The following is a 21,943-nucleotide window of genomic DNA, read 5'->3' as shown; positions in this document are numbered from 1 at the left end:
ATCAGTATAAACAAGTAATTAATAAAGATGGGAATATGGGTTTTATAATAAAGTAGTATATTTTGTCATCAAAATTATTCCGTGACTACTACTCCCCTTTCCCCAAATTCTTCCACAACTACTCAGGTTCCCGATACACAAGGACGCTTTGGACGCTTTGGCGGTAAGTACGTCCCGGAAACGCTGATGCCTGCTTTAGCTGAACTCGAAACAGCGTATCAGCAATATCGTAATGATGAGGAATTTAAAGCAGAACTACAACAACTGCTGCGAGATTATGTAGGACGTGCAACACCGTTGTATTTTGCTGAACGCCTAACTACTCATTATGCGCGTCCTGATGGTAGTGGGCCACAAATTTATTTAAAGCGAGAAGACTTAAATCATACAGGCGCACACAAAATTAATAATGCCCTTGGTCAGGTGTTGTTGGCGAAGCGCATGGGTAAGCAACGCATCATTGCAGAAACTGGCGCGGGACAGCATGGAGTAGCGACGGCAACAGTTTGCGCGCGGTTTGGGCTGGAATGTGTGATCTACATGGGCGTTCACGATATGGAACGTCAAGCTTTGAACGTGTTTAGAATGCGGCTGATGGGTGCAGAAGTGCGTCCGGTGGCGGCGGGTACAGGTACTCTCAAGGATGCTACTTCCGAAGCGATTCGGGATTGGGTGACGAATGTCGAAACAACTCACTATATCCTCGGTTCTGTAGCCGGGCCACATCCTTACCCGATGATGGTACGTGATTTTCATGCAGTGATTGGTCAAGAAACTCGCACCCAAGCTTTAGAAAAATGGGGAGGTTTGCCCGATATTCTCATGGCTTGTGTGGGTGGCGGTTCCAATGCAATGGGTTTATTTTATGAGTTTGTGAATGATTCATCTGTAAGGTTAATCGGGGTAGAAGCAGCAGGGGAAGGTGTGAATACAGACAAACACGCTGCTACCTTGACAAAAGGGCGAGTTGGTGTTCTGCACGGAGCAATGAGCTATTTACTGCAAGATGAGGATGGACAAGTCACGGAGGCTCACTCAATTAGTGCTGGGTTAGATTATCCTGGTGTGGGGCCAGAACACAGCTATTTGAAGGATATTAATCGAGCGGAATATTTTAGTGTGACAGATGAAGAAGCTTTGGAGGCCTTCCAGCGATTGTCACGCTTGGAAGGGATTATCCCAGCATTGGAAACATCTCATGCGATCGCCTATCTCGAAACCCTCTGTCCCCAACTTAGCGGTAGTCCCCGGATTGTGATTAACTGCTCTGGACGCGGAGACAAGGATGTACAAACAGTAGCTAAATTCCTCACTCCGCAGTAATTAACAGAGGCAGAAGTTATACCAATTAACGACAATCCTCATACAGATTTTTTGTAAGGGTTTAGCAGTGCTAAACCCCTACTTAGTATTTGTAGCAATATTAAGTAAAATAAAATACATTAAAATCGGAAATATATAGATATCTTATTTGTCAAGTATGTTTTTATTGATAACTAAATTTACTTAAGTGTACTTATTAAAGTACTGAAATATTTTTGTACTTGTTTATTTTTGTTATCCGGTTTTATACGGTTATTGCCAGTTGAGAGTTAAAAATTTTTCATAAAGATAGTGAGATAAATTCATAAAGACCAAGTGATAACTCGGTGGATGAATTTATGTTAGTCCGGCTAGATTAGCTTCAGTGTGTTCAGGACTACCTATTTATGATTCAGCAAAAACTCTACAGCGTTGCTGCTGGGGCTTTGATGTTTGTTGGTGGAGCAATCACACCTGCAACTTCAGTTCAAAATTATACACAAAAGTCTGTGCAAGTAGCAAGTTTTAGTGACATATGGCGACAATATATTACTAATACTTACAACCGTGGTACTACTAACAATTCTAGGTACAGTAATGGGAATACTTACACACCCAATACTAATAACACTTCCACTTCCACTCCTACTTCCTCCACTCTTTCGGCTATAGAAAATTCAGTTCATCAACAAATTAATCAGTTGCGGAGTGGTCAAGGTCTGCCACCATTACAGCGCAACTCTGCTATGGACAATCAAGCTAGAATTCACAGCCAGAATATGGCTAGTGGGCAAGTTCCATTTGGTCATATTGGTTTTGCACAGCGAGTTCAGGCAACAGGTATTTCCTACAGTAGTGCAGCAGAGAATGTTGCCTACAACCAGGGCTATAGCGATCCTGCTACTCAAGCGGTGCAAGGCTGGCGCAATAGTCCGGGACATTGGACAAATATCAAAGGTAACTACAACCTCACAGGTATCGGCGTTGCCAAAAATAGTAAAGGTGAAGTTTACTTTACCCAAATATTTATTCTGAAGTAGTAAGGCTATAGAACTTACACTGTGATCAAAAAATCAAGGATTTGCAGAAGGATGCAGGGGTTTAAACCAATTGGCAATGAAGCTCACAGGCTCGCTAACGCAATTTGCAAGTCGGGGACTTAAACCTCTACATTTTGGTAAATTTTCAAAACCCTTGCACCCTGGCAACGCCAGTCGTCTCCTGTCGGGAAACCCCCAAGACCGGACTACGATCGCGCTCTTTTTAGCTGCTTCCTTCTTCACTCTGATATCGTGATAAATATAAAACCCTTTCTTTTAGTAGAAGTTATCAACAGTAGTAAGAGTTATCTTAAAAACAAATACTCGCTTATAAAAGATGAAGCTTTAGGTATTGCAACGATTCCCAATTCATTGCCTTATCACTGTAAGAATTTGCGGTTTGGAAAATAAAAAATCAACAGCGAAAGCGAGTATAAGGATACAAACTACGGTAAGTAGGTAATACTAATGAGTTGGCTAAACAGAGTTTGTGAAGAAGAAACTAGCAGCTTACTAAAGACAAAGGACTCTGGGCAATCGGAGACGAGCATGAGTCCTGGGCTGACTGGTGAGTACGATCATTCTCGGCGCGAGAAAGCTGGAGAGCATCAACCTCCTCCACCTCCTGAATACATGGGGCTTGAGGGTGAATACGATCAACTCGGTTTAGCTAAACGTGTGGCTGAGGCTTTCGAGCAAGCACCACATATTGATGAAATTGAATCTCTACAAATCGGTCAAGATGGTAGCATTATTGTCCTCAAGGGTTCTGTGCCAAGCCAGGACATCCTAAATCATCTCAAAGATGCAGCCGCCAAAGTAGATGGTACTAAGCAAGTAGACACTAGCCAGGTTACAATTACCGCCTAAGCGTAGGCGGTGCGTGTTGCCTTAATCGCTAGCTGAATGCCATAAATTCGCTGTGAAAGCAGCGAATTTGCAGGGTAAAAAGTCAAATCCATAACTAGATGCAAACATCATCATCTGTGGAGTTGATTAATTCTGAATAATATCCTGTTCTACATTCTCGGAACTCGAAGGTAGAGTATAGGTCTAAATCATTTATATTGCAAATTCTTCATGTTCCGACAACCTGCTTTTGGCATTGCTTTAAGTACGCTTGTCCTTGCTAGTGGATTCATGACTACTCCTATACCCAGTCACTCTTCTACCAACAATCCCAATCAAGAGATTCCTTCTAGTCAGGTTGCTACATCAACTACTACCTTTAACACGACTGCTTTAGAGAAATCAGTTTTTGAACAAATTAACCGCTATCGAGTTGCGAAAAAACTGCCAAAGTTGACTCTGAATGCCAAGATCTCTCGACAAGCAAGGATTCACAGTCAAAACATGGCGACAGGGAAAGTTCCCTTTAGCCATCATGGTTTAGAAAAACGCGTCAAAGCCATTTCAATTCGCTTCAGTAGTGCAGGCGAGAATGTTGCAGTTAATCAGGGATATAGTAATCCTGCTAGTCAAGCTGTCATCGGTTGGTTGAATAGTCCTGGGCATTTAAAAAATATTAAGGGTAAATACAACCTGACTGGGGTTGGCGTAGCTACTAATGCACAAGGCGAGGTCTATCTAACGCAAATTTTTCTATTGACTAGATAAATGGAGTTGCCTAAATCATGTAGTGTCTAATCTGGAAGAAACTGCATATTGTTGAGTAATTCATGACATTACAAGATTTTCAGGTTTGCGATCGCGATCTTAGTGAAGCTGCACTGGGCGAATACTTACAATCAGAGACAATCGCTGTTGATACCGAAACAATGGGATTATTACCACAGCGTGATAGGTTGTGTCTCGTCCAACTTTGCAACCCAGACGGTAAGGTAACGGCTATCCGCATCGCTAAAGGACAAACTGATTCCCCAAATTTAAAACAACTCCTCGAAGCAAAGAATGTTCTGAAGATATTTCACTTTGCTCGTTTTGATATCGCCACTTTGCGCTACTACTTGGGAATTTACACTCAGCCTATTTTCTGTACCAAAATTGCTAGTAAATTAGCTCGGACTTACACCAACCGTCACGGCTTGAAAGATGTTGTACAAGAGTTAGAACAAGTAGAACTCGATAAAAGCTCCCAAAGTTCTGATTGGGGTAATGCTGCTAATTTAACAGAAGCTCAATTAAGTTATGCTGCTAACGATGTTCGCTATCTAATCAGCGTTCAGCAAAAGCTGAGTGAAATGCTGAAACGAGAAGAACGTTGGCAACTTGCACAAGAATGCTTTCAAGTTCTACCAACAATAGTTTCTTTAGATTTGTTGCAGTTCAAAGATTTATTTGAACATTAGTTAATAGTCAAAAGTCAATAGTCAACTGTCCAATGACTATTGACCTCTGACTCTTGACTAATAACCAAAAATCTATACTTCTTTTTTCTGAGTTTCTACGTGACTTTTCACGCGCTCAACAACATTATACTCGTCTTTACCTGCGGGAGTTCTGGATTCAACGATTCCTTCTGTGGGGCCGCCAATTGCTTTCCATGCAGCCAGACCACCTTTGAGTTGAGATACGTGTTCAAACCCAGCAGAACGCAGTACTTGTGCAGCTTGGGCAGATTCTTCGTCATTTGAACCGTAAACGTAAATATCACGGCTTTTTGCGATGGATGGTACGGCTCGCTCTGCTAATTCATCAATGGGCATAGGCATCGATCCCATGATATGACCTTCGTTATAGGTGTGGCGATCGCGCACATCCAAAATTGTAAAAGCTGGTTCACCCCACTCCAAGCGAGACTTGAGTACATGAACATCAGACTGAGGCTCAATAGGTGGTTGTGGAGGAATAACACCGCCTACTATATTGTTTGTCATAAGATATTCCTAAACTGTTTTCTAACAGCAATTTAACGGCATCAACAAAATTAATTGCTCTTTCCTGGGTATGAATGTTGTAAAAGTCTTTCTTCTGGCTGATCAGTAAGTTTTTACAAATTTATCTTTTTATATACTTAGCTATCAGAACAATTATTCTGGTTAATAGTTATGTATTTTGGGTTATCAAAATTAGATTATTGTTGATATCAAAATCTTAAAAATCTAAATAAAAAATAGTGGCTAGAGATTAGAGGCTAGAGAATAAAGATTTGGATAGCAATCTTACTTAATTTACAAACTAGTCGTGGAGACAGGCAATAGGCACTCTTGCAACAGATTTGTTTGGATCTCATTTATAGCGGTTCTCACTTCGTTGCAATACAGTCGCAACCCCACCCCGTTCACAGGGTGGGGTTGAAGCGTATTTCATCCGAACGAGAACCGCTATAACGTGAGTTCGACGGATGTTAAAAACCCCTCTCCAAACCTCTCCCCTGCAAGGAGAGAGGCTTTCAAAACTTGTTTTTTCGTTCAAAACTAGGAAGATTTATGCCCCTCTCCGCGTCGGAGCGAAAAGTTGAGCCAGTGCGTTGGACGGGTTTCCCGGCTTAAAGCAACTGGCTTTGCGCGTCCGGGTTTCCCGGCGCAAAACTTTTCAAGACAGAGGGGTTGGGGAGAGGTTCATCGAACTCACGTTCATTTAAGTTTGCTATATCTTTGGTTATGAAATTTTCTTATGAATAGCTGACCTGAAACTACGGGACGCTCAGTAGAAAATACTACTTTCTAGTCCCTGGCCTCTAACCCCTAATCCCTTTAAAGATTACCTTTACTTACATATAGCGTGTGAGTTGGACGCGGTAACGTTCTTTTTTAGTCACAGCAATTTCACCAACTTCTAAGCGTCCTTTACCGCGAATAGCTATTAAATCGCCAGATTTGACTTGAGAACTCGCTTGGGTAATTTCCTTCCAGTTGACGCGGACATCACCAGCGTCGATGAAGTCAACCATTTTGCTGCGAGACATACCAAACCCGGCAGATGCGATCGCATCTAAGCGCAAAGAAGCCTCGACAGTTGTTAATTCTTTTTTCTTCGGTTCCCGAATTTTTAACTCGTTAATGTCAATTTTCTGAGTTTTCACGGGAACTGAACGCACTTGTTGCAGGTTCATCTCTAAAAACTCTGCCATTTCTGGCACAACAATTACCTGCGCTCCCCGTTCGCCTAAAACAATAATGTCTCCTGTCTTCTCACGGACAATTCCTGTTCCCAGCATTGCGCCTAAAAAGTCGCGGTGAGTAGCAGTATCAAACAAAAAATTACCAGCAATTTCTAGGGCAACAACCGCGACTTGCGATTGATCTAGAGGCATTTCGGCACGGGCGAGTGCCATTCTTTGCCGTTCAGCTTGCGGATACCCACCCCAAGCCAGCAACTGTACCTCTGTTAAGCGGCTGAAAACCCGTTGAATTTCTGCTACTTCAGGGGGAGACAAAAAATCTGTCAAAACCACTTCCCAAGTTTTAATAGCTTGCTCCGCCTGATCGATCACACGAGCAATACTATCTCTATTATCTACACCCTTTAAAAGTTCTTCGCGTGGCAACATTATTAAAAGTCAATGGTCAATTGTCAATAGTCAATGGTCAATCCTACACCCCTACACCCTTATTTACCTTCTGCGTAACCTTGGATATTTTCCGGTTCAAACTGACGTAATATACGGGTTGCTTGCCGAGTTAAAGTTTCCGAACCCCTAACCACAATTAAGTATTTACCAGCATCTAAGCGATTGCGGTATGGCAAAGCATCACCGCTACCTGTCAGCAGCCCAACCCCACCACCGACAAACACGCTACCCATACCGCCACTAGCTGCGCCTAGCAGTCCTCCAACGACATGATTACCGATTTCACCTGCCCAGGCAAAAGTATCTAAACCAGTTATGACACTGAAGGTAAAACCAGCAAAAAAGCCAAATGGCACTAGCCAAAATGACATCAGCCGTGCTTGCTTTTTAGCTTCTTCTTTGGGATCAATTAAGCCGAACTCGTCAGCAGTTTTATACCCCTTACCGAGGATGGTGCTATTGATGCTGTCTTTTTCTAAAGCTAAATAAGCAGCTTCGGCTTGGATACGGTCTGGTAATACTGCAACAAGATAATTCATTAATCTAAAAACAGTTGTCTGATAGAAGTTTGTCCTTAATTACCAGCCTATCAGTAAAAAAGTGCTGTTAGCGTAGAGAGAAGCTGGTGCTGAGTAAAAGATACTAGTCCCTAGCCTCTAGCCCCTATTCTCTACTCTGATTTAATCAAATCCAATGGTTCACAAAAATTATTTACGCCTTGTTTGAGGACATAAATTAACACTGGTGTTGCTAAAATTTTTGGGAAAGTTTGCATTGTTTTGATGTGTGCCATCATCCCTAAGATAGAGTTATTAGCTAATTCTTCTCTAAATTCTGATTCACAAATCACGGCACGCCATTTTTTCGCCAAAGAATCTAACCATTCCGAATTTGCTGTTTCTGGTTCTTGTCCGGCTTTGATGGCTAGGGTCATGGCTGCATCTTCTAAATCTCCTTCACAGTCTTCAATTAAATCCAGGGCTTCCATTGCCACAGGATCATCTACTAACTGAGACCGAAATAAGGCAATTTCTTGTGATGTAACTTGAGTCATGGTTTGTCAATAGTCCATAGTCCATAGTCAAAGGTCAATAGTTCAAAGCCAAGAATTTTCACTACCTGCTGATAACTAATGACCAACTAATGATCATTAACTCATGACTATTGACTAATGACTATTGACTAATGATCAGATTAACGAAATGCCCTGGTAGTAACTGAACGCTGTAGTCGAGCCAAAGCGCGGTTGTATTCTAAAATAGCTGTGACTCGATTACCTTCAGCTCTGGTTAAATCGTTTTCTGAGTTGATGACATCAGTTTGTGTACCAACACCAGCTTGAAATCGCAAGCGTGCTAAACGTAGAGCTTCTCTAGCTTGTTCTAAAGCCGTATTGGCAGTTGTCACGTTTTCTAAGTTAGATTGCTGGGTCGCAAAAGCTTGTTCTACTTGGAAGCGGATTTGGTTACGTTGTTCGCCAAATTGGGTTTCAGCGATCGCAATATTACTTCTAGCTTGAGCTGCTCTGGCTCTTGCGGCACCACCATCAAACAAGTTTAAACTCGCCCTCAGTCCAACAGAATAGCCATCAGTAACGCTGACGCTATCATCGAACTGATCTAACAAGTTGTAGTTAGCAATAAAACTCAACTGTGGCCCAAGGGTTGCGAGGGCTTGCCGACGCTGTTGTTCGCTAATATTGCGTTGTGCCAACTGTTGTTGGAGTTCTGGTCGATTTTGAAAAGCTAAAACGATACTTTCTTCCAAAGACCTGTTCCACAATCCTGCTAGCTGCACAGGGTCTGCGGCAGAAATAGTTACTGTTTGTGGCAAACTTAAGCGAGTTGCTAACTGCCGACGAGCTATTTGTTGCTGTGAGATGGCAGTAATTAAATCTTGCTGGGCATTAGCTAAATTCACCTGCGATCGCAACACATCAAAGCGAGTTCCAACCCCAGCCCGTTCTAATGCTTCGGCATCTCGCAAACTCGCTTGGGCATTTGCTACCGATGACTGAGCAATGCGTACTTGTTCATCTGCTCCCTGCAAATCGAAGTAGTCTATACTCACATTCAAGCGAATTTCTTCTGATTGCCGTTCTACATCCAATTCATTAAAACGTACCTGTTCTTCAGCTTCTTTGATATTGGCTCGCCTTTGTCCTGAAGTGTAAAGGTTATATGTTAACTGAGCTTGACCATTAAAAGCATTACCAGGTTCATCTTCATTGGAAGGTACCCCTGCTCGTCCGCTTAACTCATCACGAAGCTGACTAGAAGCCGACTGAGAGCGCGTTACATCAGCATTAATATCCAAAGTCGGATACAAAGCAGCTTGAGATTCTCGTAAAGCGGCGCGGCTGCGTTCTAACTGTAATACAGATACCTGTAGTTCCCGATTATTTCGCCGTGCTAACTCTAGTGCTTGTTCTAAAGTAATCGGTTGATTGCCTTGAACTGTCACTTCCTCTGGCTTTGTGGGAAATTGCAGAGGATTAGAGCTAGGTATGAGGTTTTCTGGAATTTGCACAGCACCTGCTGGAGCCGGACTAGCGTTGCTGGGAACTGGGGCAGTTGGGGCTGCCTCAACCCCATTTGGGCTAGCTGCTGGTGCTGACTCATTTGGGGTAGAACTAGGATTAGTCGGCACAGTATTAGCTGGTGCCGCCTCAACTGGTGCTGGGGTGGAACTAGGATTAGTCGGCACAGTATTGGCTGGTGCCGCCTCAACTGGTGCTGGGGTGGAACTAGGATCAGTCGGTACTGGGGTTGAATTTGTCTCAGAAGTATTGTTTTGTGCTGTCAGCCCTTCTGTAACCTTTGGCTCTCCACAACCTCTAGAGTACAAAGACAAATTATTCGATATTCCCATCTGATGCGAACAACTTCGCACTGCCAAAAGTTGAGCCGCCCCTGTACCTTTGACTACCGTTGGTAAAACTTTTGCTAGCTGCGTTTTGAGATTTTGCCTGGGTGCTGACTGTGGAGTTGCAGCCAAGGAAAATGTTGTTGGGGGAATTGTCGAGAATTGAGAAGTAGCTCTATTAACAACCCCATTATTTGATTTCTGCCCCGCAGCAGCTAATTTCTTTGTTTTTTTAACTTTGGTAGAATTTTGCTGCTGTGAATGTTGGGACAACTTTGATGTAGGTGTCACATTGACAGCACGACTTTGTTGTTTCTGAGTTAATTGTGCAAACGCTACACCAGCATTTCCTGTCAAGATGACAGGGTTACTGTTATTAGTTAAAGTCGGCACATAGAATGTATTTAAACCAGATACAGTACCGTTATCTGAAAAATTCTGGCTAGCAGTTTTAGGCAGTTGCATATTAGTATTGTCCGCCACTAAGTTGTGACCTTCAGTGAAAGCCAAGACATTAGGAGAAGACGTTGGTTGTATGCTACTTACCTCTACTGTCCCAGCCCAAGCAGGCTGAGTTGTTAATACTGCTGCTGTTACGCCAGGTAAAAAAGTATGAAATAATTGTTGTCCTTTCACCGCATCCCCTCACACGAAAATCAATCTAGCGGCAGAAACCTTTTCTTCACCACAGAATATAGCACGATACTAAATTGAAGAAGGAATATAGCACGATACCAAATTTAGGAATCGGTACTCTGTTTCTCTTCAAAACGTTTGACTATTCGAGAAAGTTCTGCCTTTTCGTCGATGCTAACGCGGGTAGGCGCACCACTGACAATTCGTTCGTAGTTCCGGAAAGAATCTTTAATTTCTGGCCCGTCTGCCGTAATATTATACTCACGAATTCCTTTATCATGCCACGAACCTCGCATTTTAAATACGTTAATTGCCCGTGACATTTCACCACGAATTTCTACGTACTGCAACATTAAAATTGTGTCAGTAATTGTAGAAATATGGGAATCAGTAATTGAATGAGAACCCATAAATTGGTCAGTTGTGTTGGTAAAAAAACCAGTTATTTCTTCTTGTTTGGCATAACCGGTTACACCAATCACAAACTGGCGAAAAGCATTATTACTTACTCCTCTTGCCAAAGCTGAGAGGGAGTCTATGGCAATTCGAGCTGGTTTAAACTCAGCAATTTCTGACTTAATAATTTGTAAGTGATCTTCTAAACCAGTTGATTCTGGATAGGTACAAATGATTTTGAGTAAACCTTGATGTTCTAATTCCTCAAATTCAATTCCCCAAGAAGAAGCGTTGCGTGAAAGTTGAGCGCGTGATTCTTCATAAGCAAATAAAATTGCACGTTCACTGTTAACACAACCATTTTGTAAAAATTTACTTACAAGCAGAGTTTTCCCAGTACCAGTAGCTCCTGTTGCTAGAATAATCGAATCTTTAAAGAAACCACCACCACACATTTCATCTAAAGTTTTCACGCCAGAAGAAACGCGGACATTAGAAGAACGTTGAGTCAACCGCATTGCTCCCAAGGGGAAAATGTTGACTCCAGCATTGGTAATTGTAAACGGGTACTCACCTTTCATGTGAGTTGTACCGCGTAATTTGAGAATTTCTGTCGTGCGCCGACGGCGTTCTCCTTCTAATACATTCCTGACAATTACCACATTATCCGAAACAAATTCCTCAACCCCAAATGATGCTACAGGCCCGTACTCTTCACCACGTTCAGTGGTAATGATGGTAGTAACATTCAACTGCTTGAGCCTAGCGACGAGCCGAAAAATTTCTCGCCTCACTACTCCCACAGCTTCATACTGTTGAAATACTGCGGTAATTGAGTCAATAGAAACTCGCTTGGCCTTGTATTTACGAATCGCATATTGCAAGCGTTCAATTAATGCCGAAAGGTCAAAATTTCCCACAATATCTTGTCCTTCCGGATCTGGAGAAGCATCCAGAATAAATAACTTTCCTTCATCGATTAAACGTTGTAAGTTCCAGCCAAAAATATGGGCGTTTTTAATAATATCGCTGGGCGATTCTTCAAAGGTAACAAATACTCCAGGCTCATCAAAGTAGGTGATCCCGTTATAAAGAAACTGAAGAGATAATAAGGTTTTCCCTGTCCCAGAAGTGCCACTAACCAAGGTAGTTCGCCCTACAGGTAACCCGCCATGACTAATATCATCAAAGCCCTCGATCATTGTGCGAATTTTTTCTACACCTCCACTCGGTGTCAGTTTCTTCTCTTGTTGCTCTTTTTCACTCATTGCTAGATTCTAAATGGGTCTTTAACCCGGTTTTTATATTACTAAAGTAGCTAATTTGTAAACAAAAAAATTTAGATTTAAAGATTATCCGATTCTTGCCAATTTTCTTCAGTCAGTTCTTCATAAAGCAAATCTAGTCCAATCAATACTCTTTCTCTATCCGAAAGATCACCAATAATTTTGCGAACCGGAGGTGGCAAAATTTTAGATAATGTTGGTGTAGCTAATATTTTATCTTCTTCCGCTAGTTGCGGATTTTTTAGCACATCAATTACTTTCAATGCATAAACACCTTGAAATTCCTGTTCTAATATATTTTTTAGTATTTTGAGCGCCCGTACTGAGTTAGGTGTGTTTCCGGCTACGTAAAGCTTAAGGACGTAGGTCTTTCTGGCTTGATTCATAAAGATAAAGGTACAGGCTTAAGCATAAAAAAGAAAATAAAGGCAATCTGTAGTTATCCACAGATGTTTACTGCTATTGAGCATTTTTCTAGGCTATGAAGTGTAATCTACTATTTAGGAATCGCGCATCTATAAGCTTCACACAGATGCGCCAAAATATCTATTAATGTTAAGCGATAATCAAGTAATGTTTCATCACTTCTTCCTTCTAATCTTAGCTGTTTAGAAAACTCGTCAATAATTTCCATGTGAATTTCTATAATTTGCGGCACAGGAATATTAGCACAAAAGACTGTATTGATAAATTTATCAATCTTATCTTTCAATGTTTCGTCTGTAGTAAAGTAATCTATAAGAATTTGGCGATAATCTGATTTGATCTGCTGTAATAATACTCGCTGATCGACTTGAGTCATTTGTTGAAAAACCTGTTGTGGTTTTTGCCTCTGGCACGCCAATACATATAGATATTGGGCTGTGAAATTTTCATTAAGATTTGCTAGCGACCAATTCAGGAAGTTATAGAGTCTATCTATGGTAGCGGCAACCAATGGCAATGTGTTAAATTGGGCCAGGCTATGTACACAAAAGCTGTAATTGCTTGTTTGGTATGCTGGTTCGAGTGCTAGCCAAGCTGGTTTATCTAAAATTTTTTTAACTTTTGGTTGGAAAATAAGTATAGGTAGTAGCATTTATATATTTAAATATCTTGCTGAATCACTCCAACCAACGTTGGGCAGGTGAACAAAGTTTGAGTAAAACTTTAGAAAAGGGGACTAAGACTTAGAGTTAATTTGTTAGCTAATTCCCCAGGACAACTTGAGCTAAATAATTGCCTACAGGCACTCAACAACCAATAAGTGAGCGGTAAGCATTATTGGGTAGTTGTGATAGTGTTAGTTGAGAATACATAACTCCATTGATAATTCACATATGTATATCTATCAGAATATAGATTTGTTGAATTCACCTCTTGCTTAAGATGCTTAAACTAACTTAAAGTTGACGCTGATTCTAAATCATTATAATTCCTCAAGGTTCTAAAGCGAATCTTTGAAGCCATAATTGTTTTAGTTGTCAAGATCGATGAGGAGTTTCAACATAAGTCAAACACCCTCTAGAATATTCCCCAAAGTTCTAAAGCGGCAAAGGTAGAGGCTGGCACTGGAATAATTAAGTAACCCAGCAAGCAAGGCTATATCTTAGAAAACCAAACTCATTGTTGCAATGGTATTCCCGCAAAAGCAACGATCGCTCCCTATAGTCTTTTTAGAGAATATTACTGCAAGCGCGAACATATTTGTCCCATCGCCAATGCTAAAGCCAAAAGCTGCCAGAGGAAGAATCAACCCCAAAGCCTTATGTCAATGCTACATTATCCGCTTTATAACTTTCTAGCAACCGTACCCAAATGCGGAGAAACCAGTGCGTTGGTAGCGGTTTTAGAAATTTTTGAGCAAGAGCAGTGCGATCGCTTAGTAGTAGTAAATCAACAGCGAATGCCAATTGGGTTATTAAACTCAGCCCGATTAACACAAAAACTGTTGGGAGAATCTAATGAATCTGAATATTTACAAATATTACAACAGCCATTAACAATCTGCAAAGAAATTTTTGAACCAGTCCAGATATTAACAGCAGGCGACTGTGTAGAGCAATTTGTCCAGTTTTTGCGTTACCAACCAGCCCAAACTCACAATAGCGGAAATTGGGTACTCATTGATGCTGAGGGCAAATTTTTAGGACTGCTGGATAGTAACAGAATTTTGAGATTGTTAGCCCAAGAAAAAGCCCCAATTACGGCGGCGAGTAGCAAATACGCCCAGTCGGTGAAGCCGTCAGCCAAAATAGAAAAGCATGAGCTGAGGCTAAAACCTCACTGGCGACGCACAGCCAATCAACGTCGGTTATTGGTAAATACACCCCTAATCCAGTTATTAGAACGACTGCCTTGGCCTTTAATGTTGCAAACCAGCACTGGCGAAATAGTCTCACAAAATCCAGCATGGTGGCAGCAATTAGGTGTTTTAAAAGATGCTGATGGCGTGCGAGAAGAAGTAGCAGCTATCCTGACTCCAAAATTGGCTAAACAGCCAGAATATGCAGGACAAACAGGAGCTAAAGTCCAGCATGATAATGATGACCCATCTTCACCTCTGAAATTGCATTCGGTAGAAAGTACTTGGGCGGTGAGGCATGAAGCCTTACCCCACAATGGGTTACTCCCGCTATCACCAGCCACGACAGCAAATTTTAACAACCTCAACGAGCCGCTAGTGCCGCCAGCGACTAATGCTAATCGCTGCTTTTTAGATAGTCAAATGGGTACTTGTACCTGTGTTGTCGAAGAACAAAACGGGCAGGAACGAGTTTGGCAATTTGCGAAAATTCCTTTAGATAGCCCTGAACTAAAGTTGATTGATGGCCAGCCAACCCAAGAATTATCAATTAATAGTGATAATCTGTGGTTGGTGTTAGCCACGGATGTCACCGAACAGCAGCAGTTGTGCAAAGAACTGGCAGCTAAAAATGCTGACTTAATTCAACTCAACCGCTTAAAAGATGAATTTTTAGCTTGTATTAGTCATGAACTCAAAACTCCCCTAACAGCAGTTTTAGGATTATCGCGGTTGCTGGTAGATAGACAGTTAGGAGAATTAAACGAAAGGCAAGCGCGTTACGCTGGACTAATTCATCAAAGCGGTCGCCACTTGATGAGCGTGGTGAATGACATTTTAGATTTGACCCGGATGGAAACGGGACAGATGGAACTGGCACTGTCACCAGTTAATATACGCGCTGTATGCGATCGCGCTTTATCGGAAGCTAAAGCTATCCAGACTCAAAGTAGCAAAAATTTACCTACTAGCCAAGCAGCAGCCATACCTGTATCAGTAGCCCAATTTACCCTCACCATCGAACCAGGCTTAGACCAAATTGTGGCAGATGAATTGCGCTTGCGTCAGATGCTAGTCCACCTGCTGTCTAACGCCTTTAAATTTACCGAAATATCTGGCGAAATTGGGTTGCGGGTAAGTCACTGGGAAGGATGGGTGGCTTTTACCATTTGGGACACAGGAATTGGTATTCCCGAACATCAGCAGCATTTAATCTTTCAAAAATTTCAACAACTCGAAAACCCTCTCACCCGCCAATTTGAAGGTACTGGCTTGGGGCTAGTTTTGACTAGGGCTTTAGCACGTTTGCACGGCGGCGATGTCAGCTTTTTATCACAAGAAGGTAAAGGTAGCCAGTTTACACTCTTACTTCCACCTACCCCACCTACAGCAGGTTCTGCCGATTCGGAAACAGACAACCTAGAAGATCATACACAAGACCAGGGCATTCAAAAAATTACTACTTCTGTCCTGCCCCAGGTGGCTGCTACTACGCAGCATCAACCTGCTGGTTCACAAAGGTTAGTGCTGGTAGTTGAGGCCGTTGCCCGATATATTGAAGACTTAACCGAACAACTTAAAGGTTTAGGCTACCGAGTAGTAATTGCGCGTTCAGGCACAGAAGCAGTAGAAAAAGCCCGACGTTTGCAACCAAAAGCCATATTTTTAAATCCCTTATTACCCTTGCTTTCTGGTTGGGATGTGCTGACATTGGTAAAATCTGATGCTGCAACTCGTCACATACCTGTGATTGTCACTGCTACAGCAGCAGAAAAAGACCAAGCTTTTGCTAATCAAGCCGATGGTTTCTTAAGTTTACCTATCGAAAATCAGTCATTAACACCACTTTTAGACAAGCTGTGTACAACACCTACTATTCCAACATCAGAAGTTGATAGCAGCCAAACCGTTGCCAAAAAGCAACTGCTACGAATTCTCAGATTAGTTAATTCAGAGTTGGGATCAATCAATCCCCACCCTTCTTTACGAGAACATCGGGTAATAGAAGTAGATAACTTAGACCAAGCCGAACTTTTAGCGCGAGTGTGGCAATTTGATGTGATCTTACTGGATGTGGACAGTTCTTTATCGCCAACTTATCTGGAAGAATTGACTAAGCACCCTCGCTTGGTAGCTCTACCATTAGTAACTTGTGATGTCGCTACTAGCTTGGCTGCGTCTCAGATACCAGGTCTTTCGGTGTTTCCTTGCCTAACACCATTTGGACAAAACAACAGTAACCGGACTGACAAAACAGATCCTCTGTTGTCAGTTTTACAAATCGCATCAGGTATCTGCTGTCCACCTAGCATCTTAGTTGTAGATTTGACCACATTACATGACCTACCCCAAATTAAACGTAAACAGGTGAGAAATTATCGTACTGGAAAAAATTCTCATCTCACTAATGCTACAGCTAAACGCGGATCTGAATGGTTTCAAGCTTTAGTTCAGTACCTCCAAACTGCTAGTTTAAAAGCAGCAATTGGGGGTAGTTGGGCAGAAGTCAACCAACAAATACACCATAAAAGTGTGGACTTGCTGCTAATTTGTCTAGGAGAATCACCCCTTCATCCAGAAGTGCTAAAAACATTGCAATCATGGCAAGATTTACCTCTAAAACCACCAATTTTGGTACTGGATCAACGTTCAAATCATCCAGACGATTTGACAGGAGAAGTCGCAACAGCAATCAGCGCGATCGCCACACAGATTTTACCTCGTTCTATCTCAATGGAAAATTTATTAAATCACATTAATCAAGCTTTATTTCACAATCAAGTAGAGAGGGAACAGGTGACAGGTGAGAGGTGATAGTAAAAAGGCTGTCGGACTTTCATAATTACCAACTAGGAAATATTAACTTTTGGCTGCTTCATTTTTTTAAAAGAAAGCCTAATTAATTGATAAGCACCTTTGGAAGCTAAATTTTCGTAATCATCTGGTGGTAAGTCCATTCTCACAAGATTTTTATGTTCTGCCAAAACCAATAATGAAGGGTACTTTGGCTGACTATTGGTTTGATTTTGGATATAGTTAACAGCATCTTTTGTAAATTTGATGAAATTAACTTTTTGGTGGCTATAAAATACGACACTAGGCTTTTTAAAGCCAACCATAAGTATTTCTTCGTTTGGTTGTTTGACGTTAGCAACAACAGTAGATATTTCCCTTAAAGGTAACTGACGTTCTTGATCCATCAAAACTACAGCTGGCATTAAAACTACAATTAAAAATGCAGCAAAACTCAACAAATTGGCAATCATCATTCCTTGCCAACGCCGAGTTATTAACATAAATGCCACGCTCACACCACTTAAGAGCCAAATATAACCCCCTATTTGGGTTAAATTAGAATTTTCTAGGGTTTGGCGGAAGTTAGGTGCAGCTTGATCGCTACCTAATAAACGGGTGACATGAAACATAGCCACTGATAAAGCGGCAAACAAAACGACATTTGCCCAACCACTAGCTCGGAAAAAAGATAGCGAGGAGCGAGAATTAGATTTAACAGGCGTTATAAAATAGTCACTCCACAATAACGCTACCAAAATAGCCGCAGCTGGCATGAGAGGTAAAACATAGCTGGGAAGTTTGGTAACAGCAATTGTGAAAAAACCAAAAACTCCAAAAAACCAAATAACAGCAAATAAACCTAATTGCTGAGAACGTTCTTGGGTGCGCCATTGCGATCGCTGCCAAAATTTTAGTCTGGCTAGAGCTGCAGGTAAATATACTGAGTATGGTGCAAAACCTAACAACACCACCACAAAATAAAAATACCAAGGCGCAGAGTGACCATTAACTACTTCTGTAAAACGCTCTATATTGTGATAGCCAAAAAAGGCATTAATATAATTCCAGCCATTGCGCCAAATTACTAATACATACCAGGGAACTGATAAAGCAAAAATCATCAGTAACCCAATTAGTGGGCGCATTTCTCGGAAAACTTGCCAAAAGTTGCCTACATACAGCAAAAAAGCCAAAATAATTAGCCCAGGTAAGACTATACCTACAGGGCCTTTAGTTAAAATTGCCCCAGCAATTAGGACATAACAAGCTAAATACCATTTGTTAGGGAGTAGGGAATAAGGAGTGGGGAGTTGAGATACTTCTTTCCCATTCCCCTGATTATTTGCGTAACCGAGAAAAAAGCACAACAAGGCAGACGCGATACACCCAGTTAGTAGCATATCCGAGACACCTGTTCTACCCCAGACAATCATCTCTGGATTAAGAGCCATCACCGCAGATGCGATCGCAGCTGTCACATAGCGACGAGTCGGGCGTTCAACTTGCTCGGCAGTATCTTGCTTTCCGAGATACCACTGTACAGTATAAAAAACCAAGCTAATGACTGCCATTGCGGCCAGTGCAGAGGGGAGACGCACCGCCCACTCATTTACACCAATAATTGCATAGGCGATCGCCTGACACCAGTAAATTAAAGCAGGTTTATCAAAGCGCGTTTCGCCGTTAAAAAAGGGAGTAATCCAGTCACCCGTGACAAACATTTGCCGGGATGCTTCAGCAAACAAAGGCTCTGTTTCATCAACTAAGCCAATATTTCCTAAATTCCATCCGTAGCCTAGCCAACTAATTAGCATCAGCCACAAAATCGATAAAGTCACCGCTAGGGCTGGACGTTGCGCTATTTTGTTGAACCATCGGTCAACAGTGTGGGAATCACTCAATTTCATTTTCATTCTGAAATTCGTGGTCAATAGTTAATCGTCAAGAGTTATGAGTCAACAGTCAATAGTTATTAGTCGTTAAATCTTGAGATTTTGTTCGTTGTTATTTCTGATGGTTCAACTATGGACTCTTGAGCAAAACTAGGGTGTAGGGTATAGAGAAAGATAATTCAGACCCAAAGATGAAGGTACAAGCCCCTGATTTTAATCATGGAAACAAAAAAGATGCGTTTCCAGACACGTCGATGCTCAAAACACAGCATCCTTGCTTGAAACCCCTTTTTTTCAGAATGGGATTCCCCACACCCCACACCCTACACCCTGTTCATTATGGACTCAGTACCAATAACCATTCTTTACTTTGATCATTCCAAGTCGGTAGGGAAGTCTCCCCGACAACATATGGCCCCCAATAGCGTCTAGAACCATCCTGGGCAAAGGCGACTAAAATATCTCCTTTTTCTAGTTTTAAATTGCCATTGGGCAAAGAAAGAATCATTCCTTTATTACTACCTTCTTGAGGTGCAAAATCCCAGTGTGCTGGAATATCAGAGCTAATTTTGCTACTCGCTGTGCCTTTGTTATGCGATTGCCGTGCTAGTAAAGCTAGCCGCACAGGCTGATCAGTTTGATTACTCATCCTTAAGGTTCCTAGAGCCTTAGTATTACCAGCGACCTCTTGACGATATACCAAAATAGAATTAGCTTTGCTGTTCTGCTGTACTTGGTTTGCTGGTACTGTTAGCTGGCTCGCAACACTCCTAGAAGTATTTGTAGTATTTACAATAGGCAACTCTACACTACCTTCTGACTGAGACATATTAGTAGAGGCGGGGGAAGATGTTTCAGGATTTGAGGCCTCAAATGACACGCTCAAATCTAGACATCCCGCTAGAAAGCCAAGCAGCCCCAATGCACAAGCTGTAATCGCAGCTTTACGATACACCTGAGATTTCATCTGGATATTGATTAGAAATAAGTATTTGTTTAGTCTTGGCCAAATATTAGCCTATTATTCGCAATGAGATTTAAAGAAATTTGCTGGCTTGTCTACTATGGGTTCTCGTACAATTAGCTCCTGCTATGTATCAGAAGTTGCATTTTGATGAAAACCTAATTACATCAATAATTGTTTGGTATCTCAACTATAAAGCCTATAAAGTCCTGATTATTTCGTTAATTTGGACTAATTAGCTAAAAAATCCCAGCAAAATATGATACCTAAATAAAAATGATAGCCGTAGAATCACATTTCAATATTTTTGTGTTTAGTGTATTCTGAACAACAAAATCTCTGTGAGTCAGCCCCCATTTATATTTACTGGATACAGTTTATATTTTTTAACATTTTTCGATTACTTATTCTTAACTAATTCTACTGAAAAGATTTTTTGTCAATAAATATACATTCCTAAAGATAGGCAAATAGCCAGTATAAAATGATTAACTTTACAGAGAATTGAGCATAAATTTACAATAATAATTGAGAGGGTTGATTAATGCAAAACACACGGATCAATAATTTATTTGAAGCAATTGCAAGTAGCTTAGGTAAGTTATTTCTCAATCCTTGGCGACGGCTATCGCTATTAATCATTAGTTTTTTATTCGGTTCTTTTCTGGGAACAGCAATTTCGACGACAGCAGGACAAAAAGCAGAATTAGATATTGTAGTAGCCGCCTTTTTAGTATTATTAACAGAGGTGACTAGTAGGATATTTTATAGTCGTGCTTTTTTTGCCCGGAGATCGCTGTGGATAGAATCGCTCAATCTCTTGAAAGTAGGTTTTACCTACAGCTTGTTTATCGAAGCTTTTAAGTTAGGTTCTTGAAAAATTATTGATTTGTAATTGATGGTGATATAGATGCATTCTTGGCTCAGTGCCATTATAGCAGAGGATGTCCGAGAATTAACTTGGCAACAAGCACGAGCGGCAGCACTGGCTGATATTTTAAAGGCAAAGGCGTTTGGGATTACGCCAACAAATGTGGATGAAATTATCCAAGCGCGATCGCACTTACTCAAATCAGTTTTGCCAGCTTTTAGTCAATTGTGCCAAACAAGTCTGCGTCATGCCAACTTTGAGGAAATGTTAGTCCTGTTGTGGGAGTTGTGGCTACCTTTAGGGATGAAGTTAGCAGCACACCGCCAACAGCTAAACCGTCCCCTAATTCAAGGAATTTTAGGAGTCCAAGGAACTGGTAAAACTACAATGTGCCAAGTTCTATCCTTGATTCTTCAGCAGTTAGGATATCGCACTCTGAGTTGGTCATTAGATGACTTGTATAAAACTTACAGCGATCGCTTGGCTTTATTACAGCAAGACCCGCGCTTAATTTGGCGCGGCCCCCCAGGAACCCACGATATAGAATTAGGCTTAAATGTCTTAAATCAGATTCGCCAAGGCGCAACTTGTGTCACTGTTCCCAGGTTTGATAAATCGGCTCATGAAGGTGCAGGCGATCGCACAGATCCAGAAATAATTACAAATGTGGATATTGTATTATTTGAAGGCTGGTTTGTTGGTGTGCGACCTATTGACCCAAACGCCTTTGATCTAGCACCACCGCCAATTATTACAGATGCAGACAAAACATTTGCTCGTGATCTGAATTATCAACTGGGCAATTATCTGCCGTTGTGGGAGCAATTAGATAGCTTGATTTTGCTATATCCTATCGATTATCGCTCTTCTTTAGAGTGGCGCAAACAAGCAGAACAACAAATGGTGGGTGCTGGCAAATCAGGGATGAGCAATACACAAATTGAAGAGTTTGTCAATTATTTTTGGCGATCGCTACACCCAGAATTGTTTCTGAAGCCATTGCTGCGATCGTCATCTATAGTTGATTTGGTGATTGAAATTTGCCCTGACCGGACTTTTGGTAAAATCTACGATTTGTAGAGACGTTGCACTGCAACGTCTTTTACCTCCTGCCTTCTGCCTCCTGCCTTCTGCTAT

The 21,943-nt window shown here is 41.5% G+C and carries 19 protein-coding genes; 9 read left to right on the top strand and 10 right to left on the bottom strand.

Features of this window, described 5'->3' with window-relative positions:
* Positions 1 to 81 precede the first annotated feature (81 nt).
* The 6 genes from trpB to H6G76_RS13815 all read left to right on the top strand — a co-directional run bounded on the left by trpB (position 82) and on the right by H6G76_RS13815 (position 4,651).
* Complete coding sequence (gene trpB / locus H6G76_RS13840) at positions 82 to 1,323, top strand: tryptophan synthase subunit beta (RefSeq protein WP_190701205.1); 1,242 nt, start codon at positions 82 to 84, stop codon at positions 1,321 to 1,323.
* A gap of 386 nt (positions 1,324 to 1,709) precedes the next feature.
* Positions 1,710 to 2,342, top strand: coding sequence for a CAP domain-containing protein (locus H6G76_RS13835; protein ID WP_242056387.1), 633 nt, complete (start codon positions 1,710 to 1,712; stop codon positions 2,340 to 2,342).
* Positions 2,343 to 2,418: 76 nt separating this feature from the next.
* The gene (locus H6G76_RS13830) at positions 2,419 to 2,598 is read left to right on the top strand and encodes a hypothetical protein (protein ID WP_190701202.1); all 180 of its coding nucleotides are present in this window, start codon (positions 2,419 to 2,421) and stop codon (positions 2,596 to 2,598) included.
* A 212-nt stretch (positions 2,599 to 2,810) separates the two neighbouring features.
* Positions 2,811 to 3,212 carry a BON domain-containing protein gene (locus H6G76_RS13825; protein WP_190701199.1) on the top strand — a complete coding sequence of 134 codons (402 nt, stop codon included), beginning with the start codon at positions 2,811 to 2,813 and terminating at the stop codon, positions 3,210 to 3,212.
* 210 nt (positions 3,213 to 3,422) lie between these two features.
* Positions 3,423 to 3,959, top strand: a complete 537-nt coding sequence (locus H6G76_RS13820; protein WP_190701196.1) for a CAP domain-containing protein — start codon at positions 3,423 to 3,425, stop codon at positions 3,957 to 3,959.
* A gap of 62 nt (positions 3,960 to 4,021) precedes the next feature.
* Entirely contained in the window at positions 4,022 to 4,651 is a 630-nt protein-coding gene (locus H6G76_RS13815) for a ribonuclease D (protein ID WP_190701193.1), read from the top strand.
* A gap of 72 nt (positions 4,652 to 4,723) precedes the next feature.
* Here the strand turns inward: H6G76_RS13815 and H6G76_RS13810 are convergent, their stop codons facing one another.
* The 8 genes from H6G76_RS13810 to H6G76_RS13775 all read right to left on the bottom strand — a co-directional run bounded on the left by H6G76_RS13810 (position 4,724) and on the right by H6G76_RS13775 (position 13,077).
* Positions 4,724 to 5,179, bottom strand: a complete 456-nt coding sequence (locus H6G76_RS13810) for a rhodanese-like domain-containing protein (protein ID WP_190701190.1) — start codon at positions 5,177 to 5,179, stop codon at positions 4,724 to 4,726.
* A gap of 836 nt (positions 5,180 to 6,015) precedes the next feature.
* A complete protein-coding gene (locus H6G76_RS13805) occupies positions 6,016 to 6,795 on the bottom strand; it encodes a photosystem II S4 domain protein (RefSeq protein WP_190701187.1) in 780 nt (259 codons plus the stop codon).
* 59 nt (positions 6,796 to 6,854) lie between these two features.
* Entirely contained in the window at positions 6,855 to 7,355 is a 501-nt protein-coding gene (locus H6G76_RS13800) for a hypothetical protein (protein WP_190701184.1), read from the bottom strand.
* Positions 7,356 to 7,486: 131 nt separating this feature from the next.
* The gene (locus H6G76_RS13795) at positions 7,487 to 7,870 is read right to left on the bottom strand and encodes a hypothetical protein (protein WP_190701181.1); all 384 of its coding nucleotides are present in this window, start codon (positions 7,868 to 7,870) and stop codon (positions 7,487 to 7,489) included.
* Positions 7,871 to 8,010: 140 nt separating this feature from the next.
* Entirely contained in the window at positions 8,011 to 10,317 is a 2,307-nt protein-coding gene (locus H6G76_RS13790) for a TolC family protein (RefSeq protein ID WP_190701178.1), read from the bottom strand.
* Positions 10,318 to 10,421: 104 nt separating this feature from the next.
* Positions 10,422 to 11,981, bottom strand: a complete 1,560-nt coding sequence (gene kaiC, locus H6G76_RS13785) for a circadian clock protein KaiC (protein ID WP_190701175.1) — start codon at positions 11,979 to 11,981, stop codon at positions 10,422 to 10,424.
* A 77-nt stretch (positions 11,982 to 12,058) separates the two neighbouring features.
* Positions 12,059 to 12,385 (bottom strand): circadian clock protein KaiB, encoded by a 327-nt coding sequence (kaiB, locus tag H6G76_RS13780; protein WP_190701172.1) that lies wholly within the window; start codon positions 12,383 to 12,385, stop codon positions 12,059 to 12,061.
* 110 nt (positions 12,386 to 12,495) lie between these two features.
* Positions 12,496 to 13,077, bottom strand: coding sequence for a KaiA family protein (locus H6G76_RS13775; protein ID WP_190701169.1), 582 nt, complete (start codon positions 13,075 to 13,077; stop codon positions 12,496 to 12,498).
* Between the two features lie 669 nt (positions 13,078 to 13,746).
* Here H6G76_RS13775 and H6G76_RS13770 point away from each other — a divergent pair.
* Entirely contained in the window at positions 13,747 to 17,097 is a 3,351-nt protein-coding gene (locus H6G76_RS13770; RefSeq protein ID WP_190701166.1) for an ATP-binding protein, read from the top strand.
* 35 nt (positions 17,098 to 17,132) lie between these two features.
* On the opposite strand, the gene H6G76_RS13765 is transcribed toward H6G76_RS13770, so the two are convergent.
* Entirely contained in the window at positions 17,133 to 18,992 is a 1,860-nt protein-coding gene (locus H6G76_RS13765; RefSeq protein WP_190701164.1) for a glycosyltransferase family 39 protein, read from the bottom strand.
* A gap of 316 nt (positions 18,993 to 19,308) precedes the next feature.
* Complete coding sequence (locus H6G76_RS13760; protein WP_190701161.1) at positions 19,309 to 19,938, bottom strand: hypothetical protein; 630 nt, start codon at positions 19,936 to 19,938, stop codon at positions 19,309 to 19,311.
* Positions 19,939 to 20,479: 541 nt separating this feature from the next.
* On the opposite strand from H6G76_RS13760, the gene H6G76_RS13755 reads away from it, so the two are divergent.
* Positions 20,480 to 20,812, top strand: coding sequence for a DUF565 domain-containing protein (locus tag H6G76_RS13755; protein ID WP_190701158.1), 333 nt, complete (start codon positions 20,480 to 20,482; stop codon positions 20,810 to 20,812).
* A gap of 33 nt (positions 20,813 to 20,845) precedes the next feature.
* A complete protein-coding gene (locus H6G76_RS13750) occupies positions 20,846 to 21,886 on the top strand; it encodes a glycerate kinase (RefSeq protein ID WP_190701156.1) in 1,041 nt (346 codons plus the stop codon).
* The last annotated feature ends 57 nt before the right edge of the window (positions 21,887 to 21,943 follow it).

It is taken from the genome of Nostoc sp. FACHB-152, assembly GCF_014697475.1.
In the GTDB taxonomy this organism is placed as follows: Bacteria; Cyanobacteriota; Cyanobacteriia; order Cyanobacteriales; family Nostocaceae; genus Nostoc_B.
This window is presented reverse-complemented; position numbering and strand designations above follow the sequence as displayed.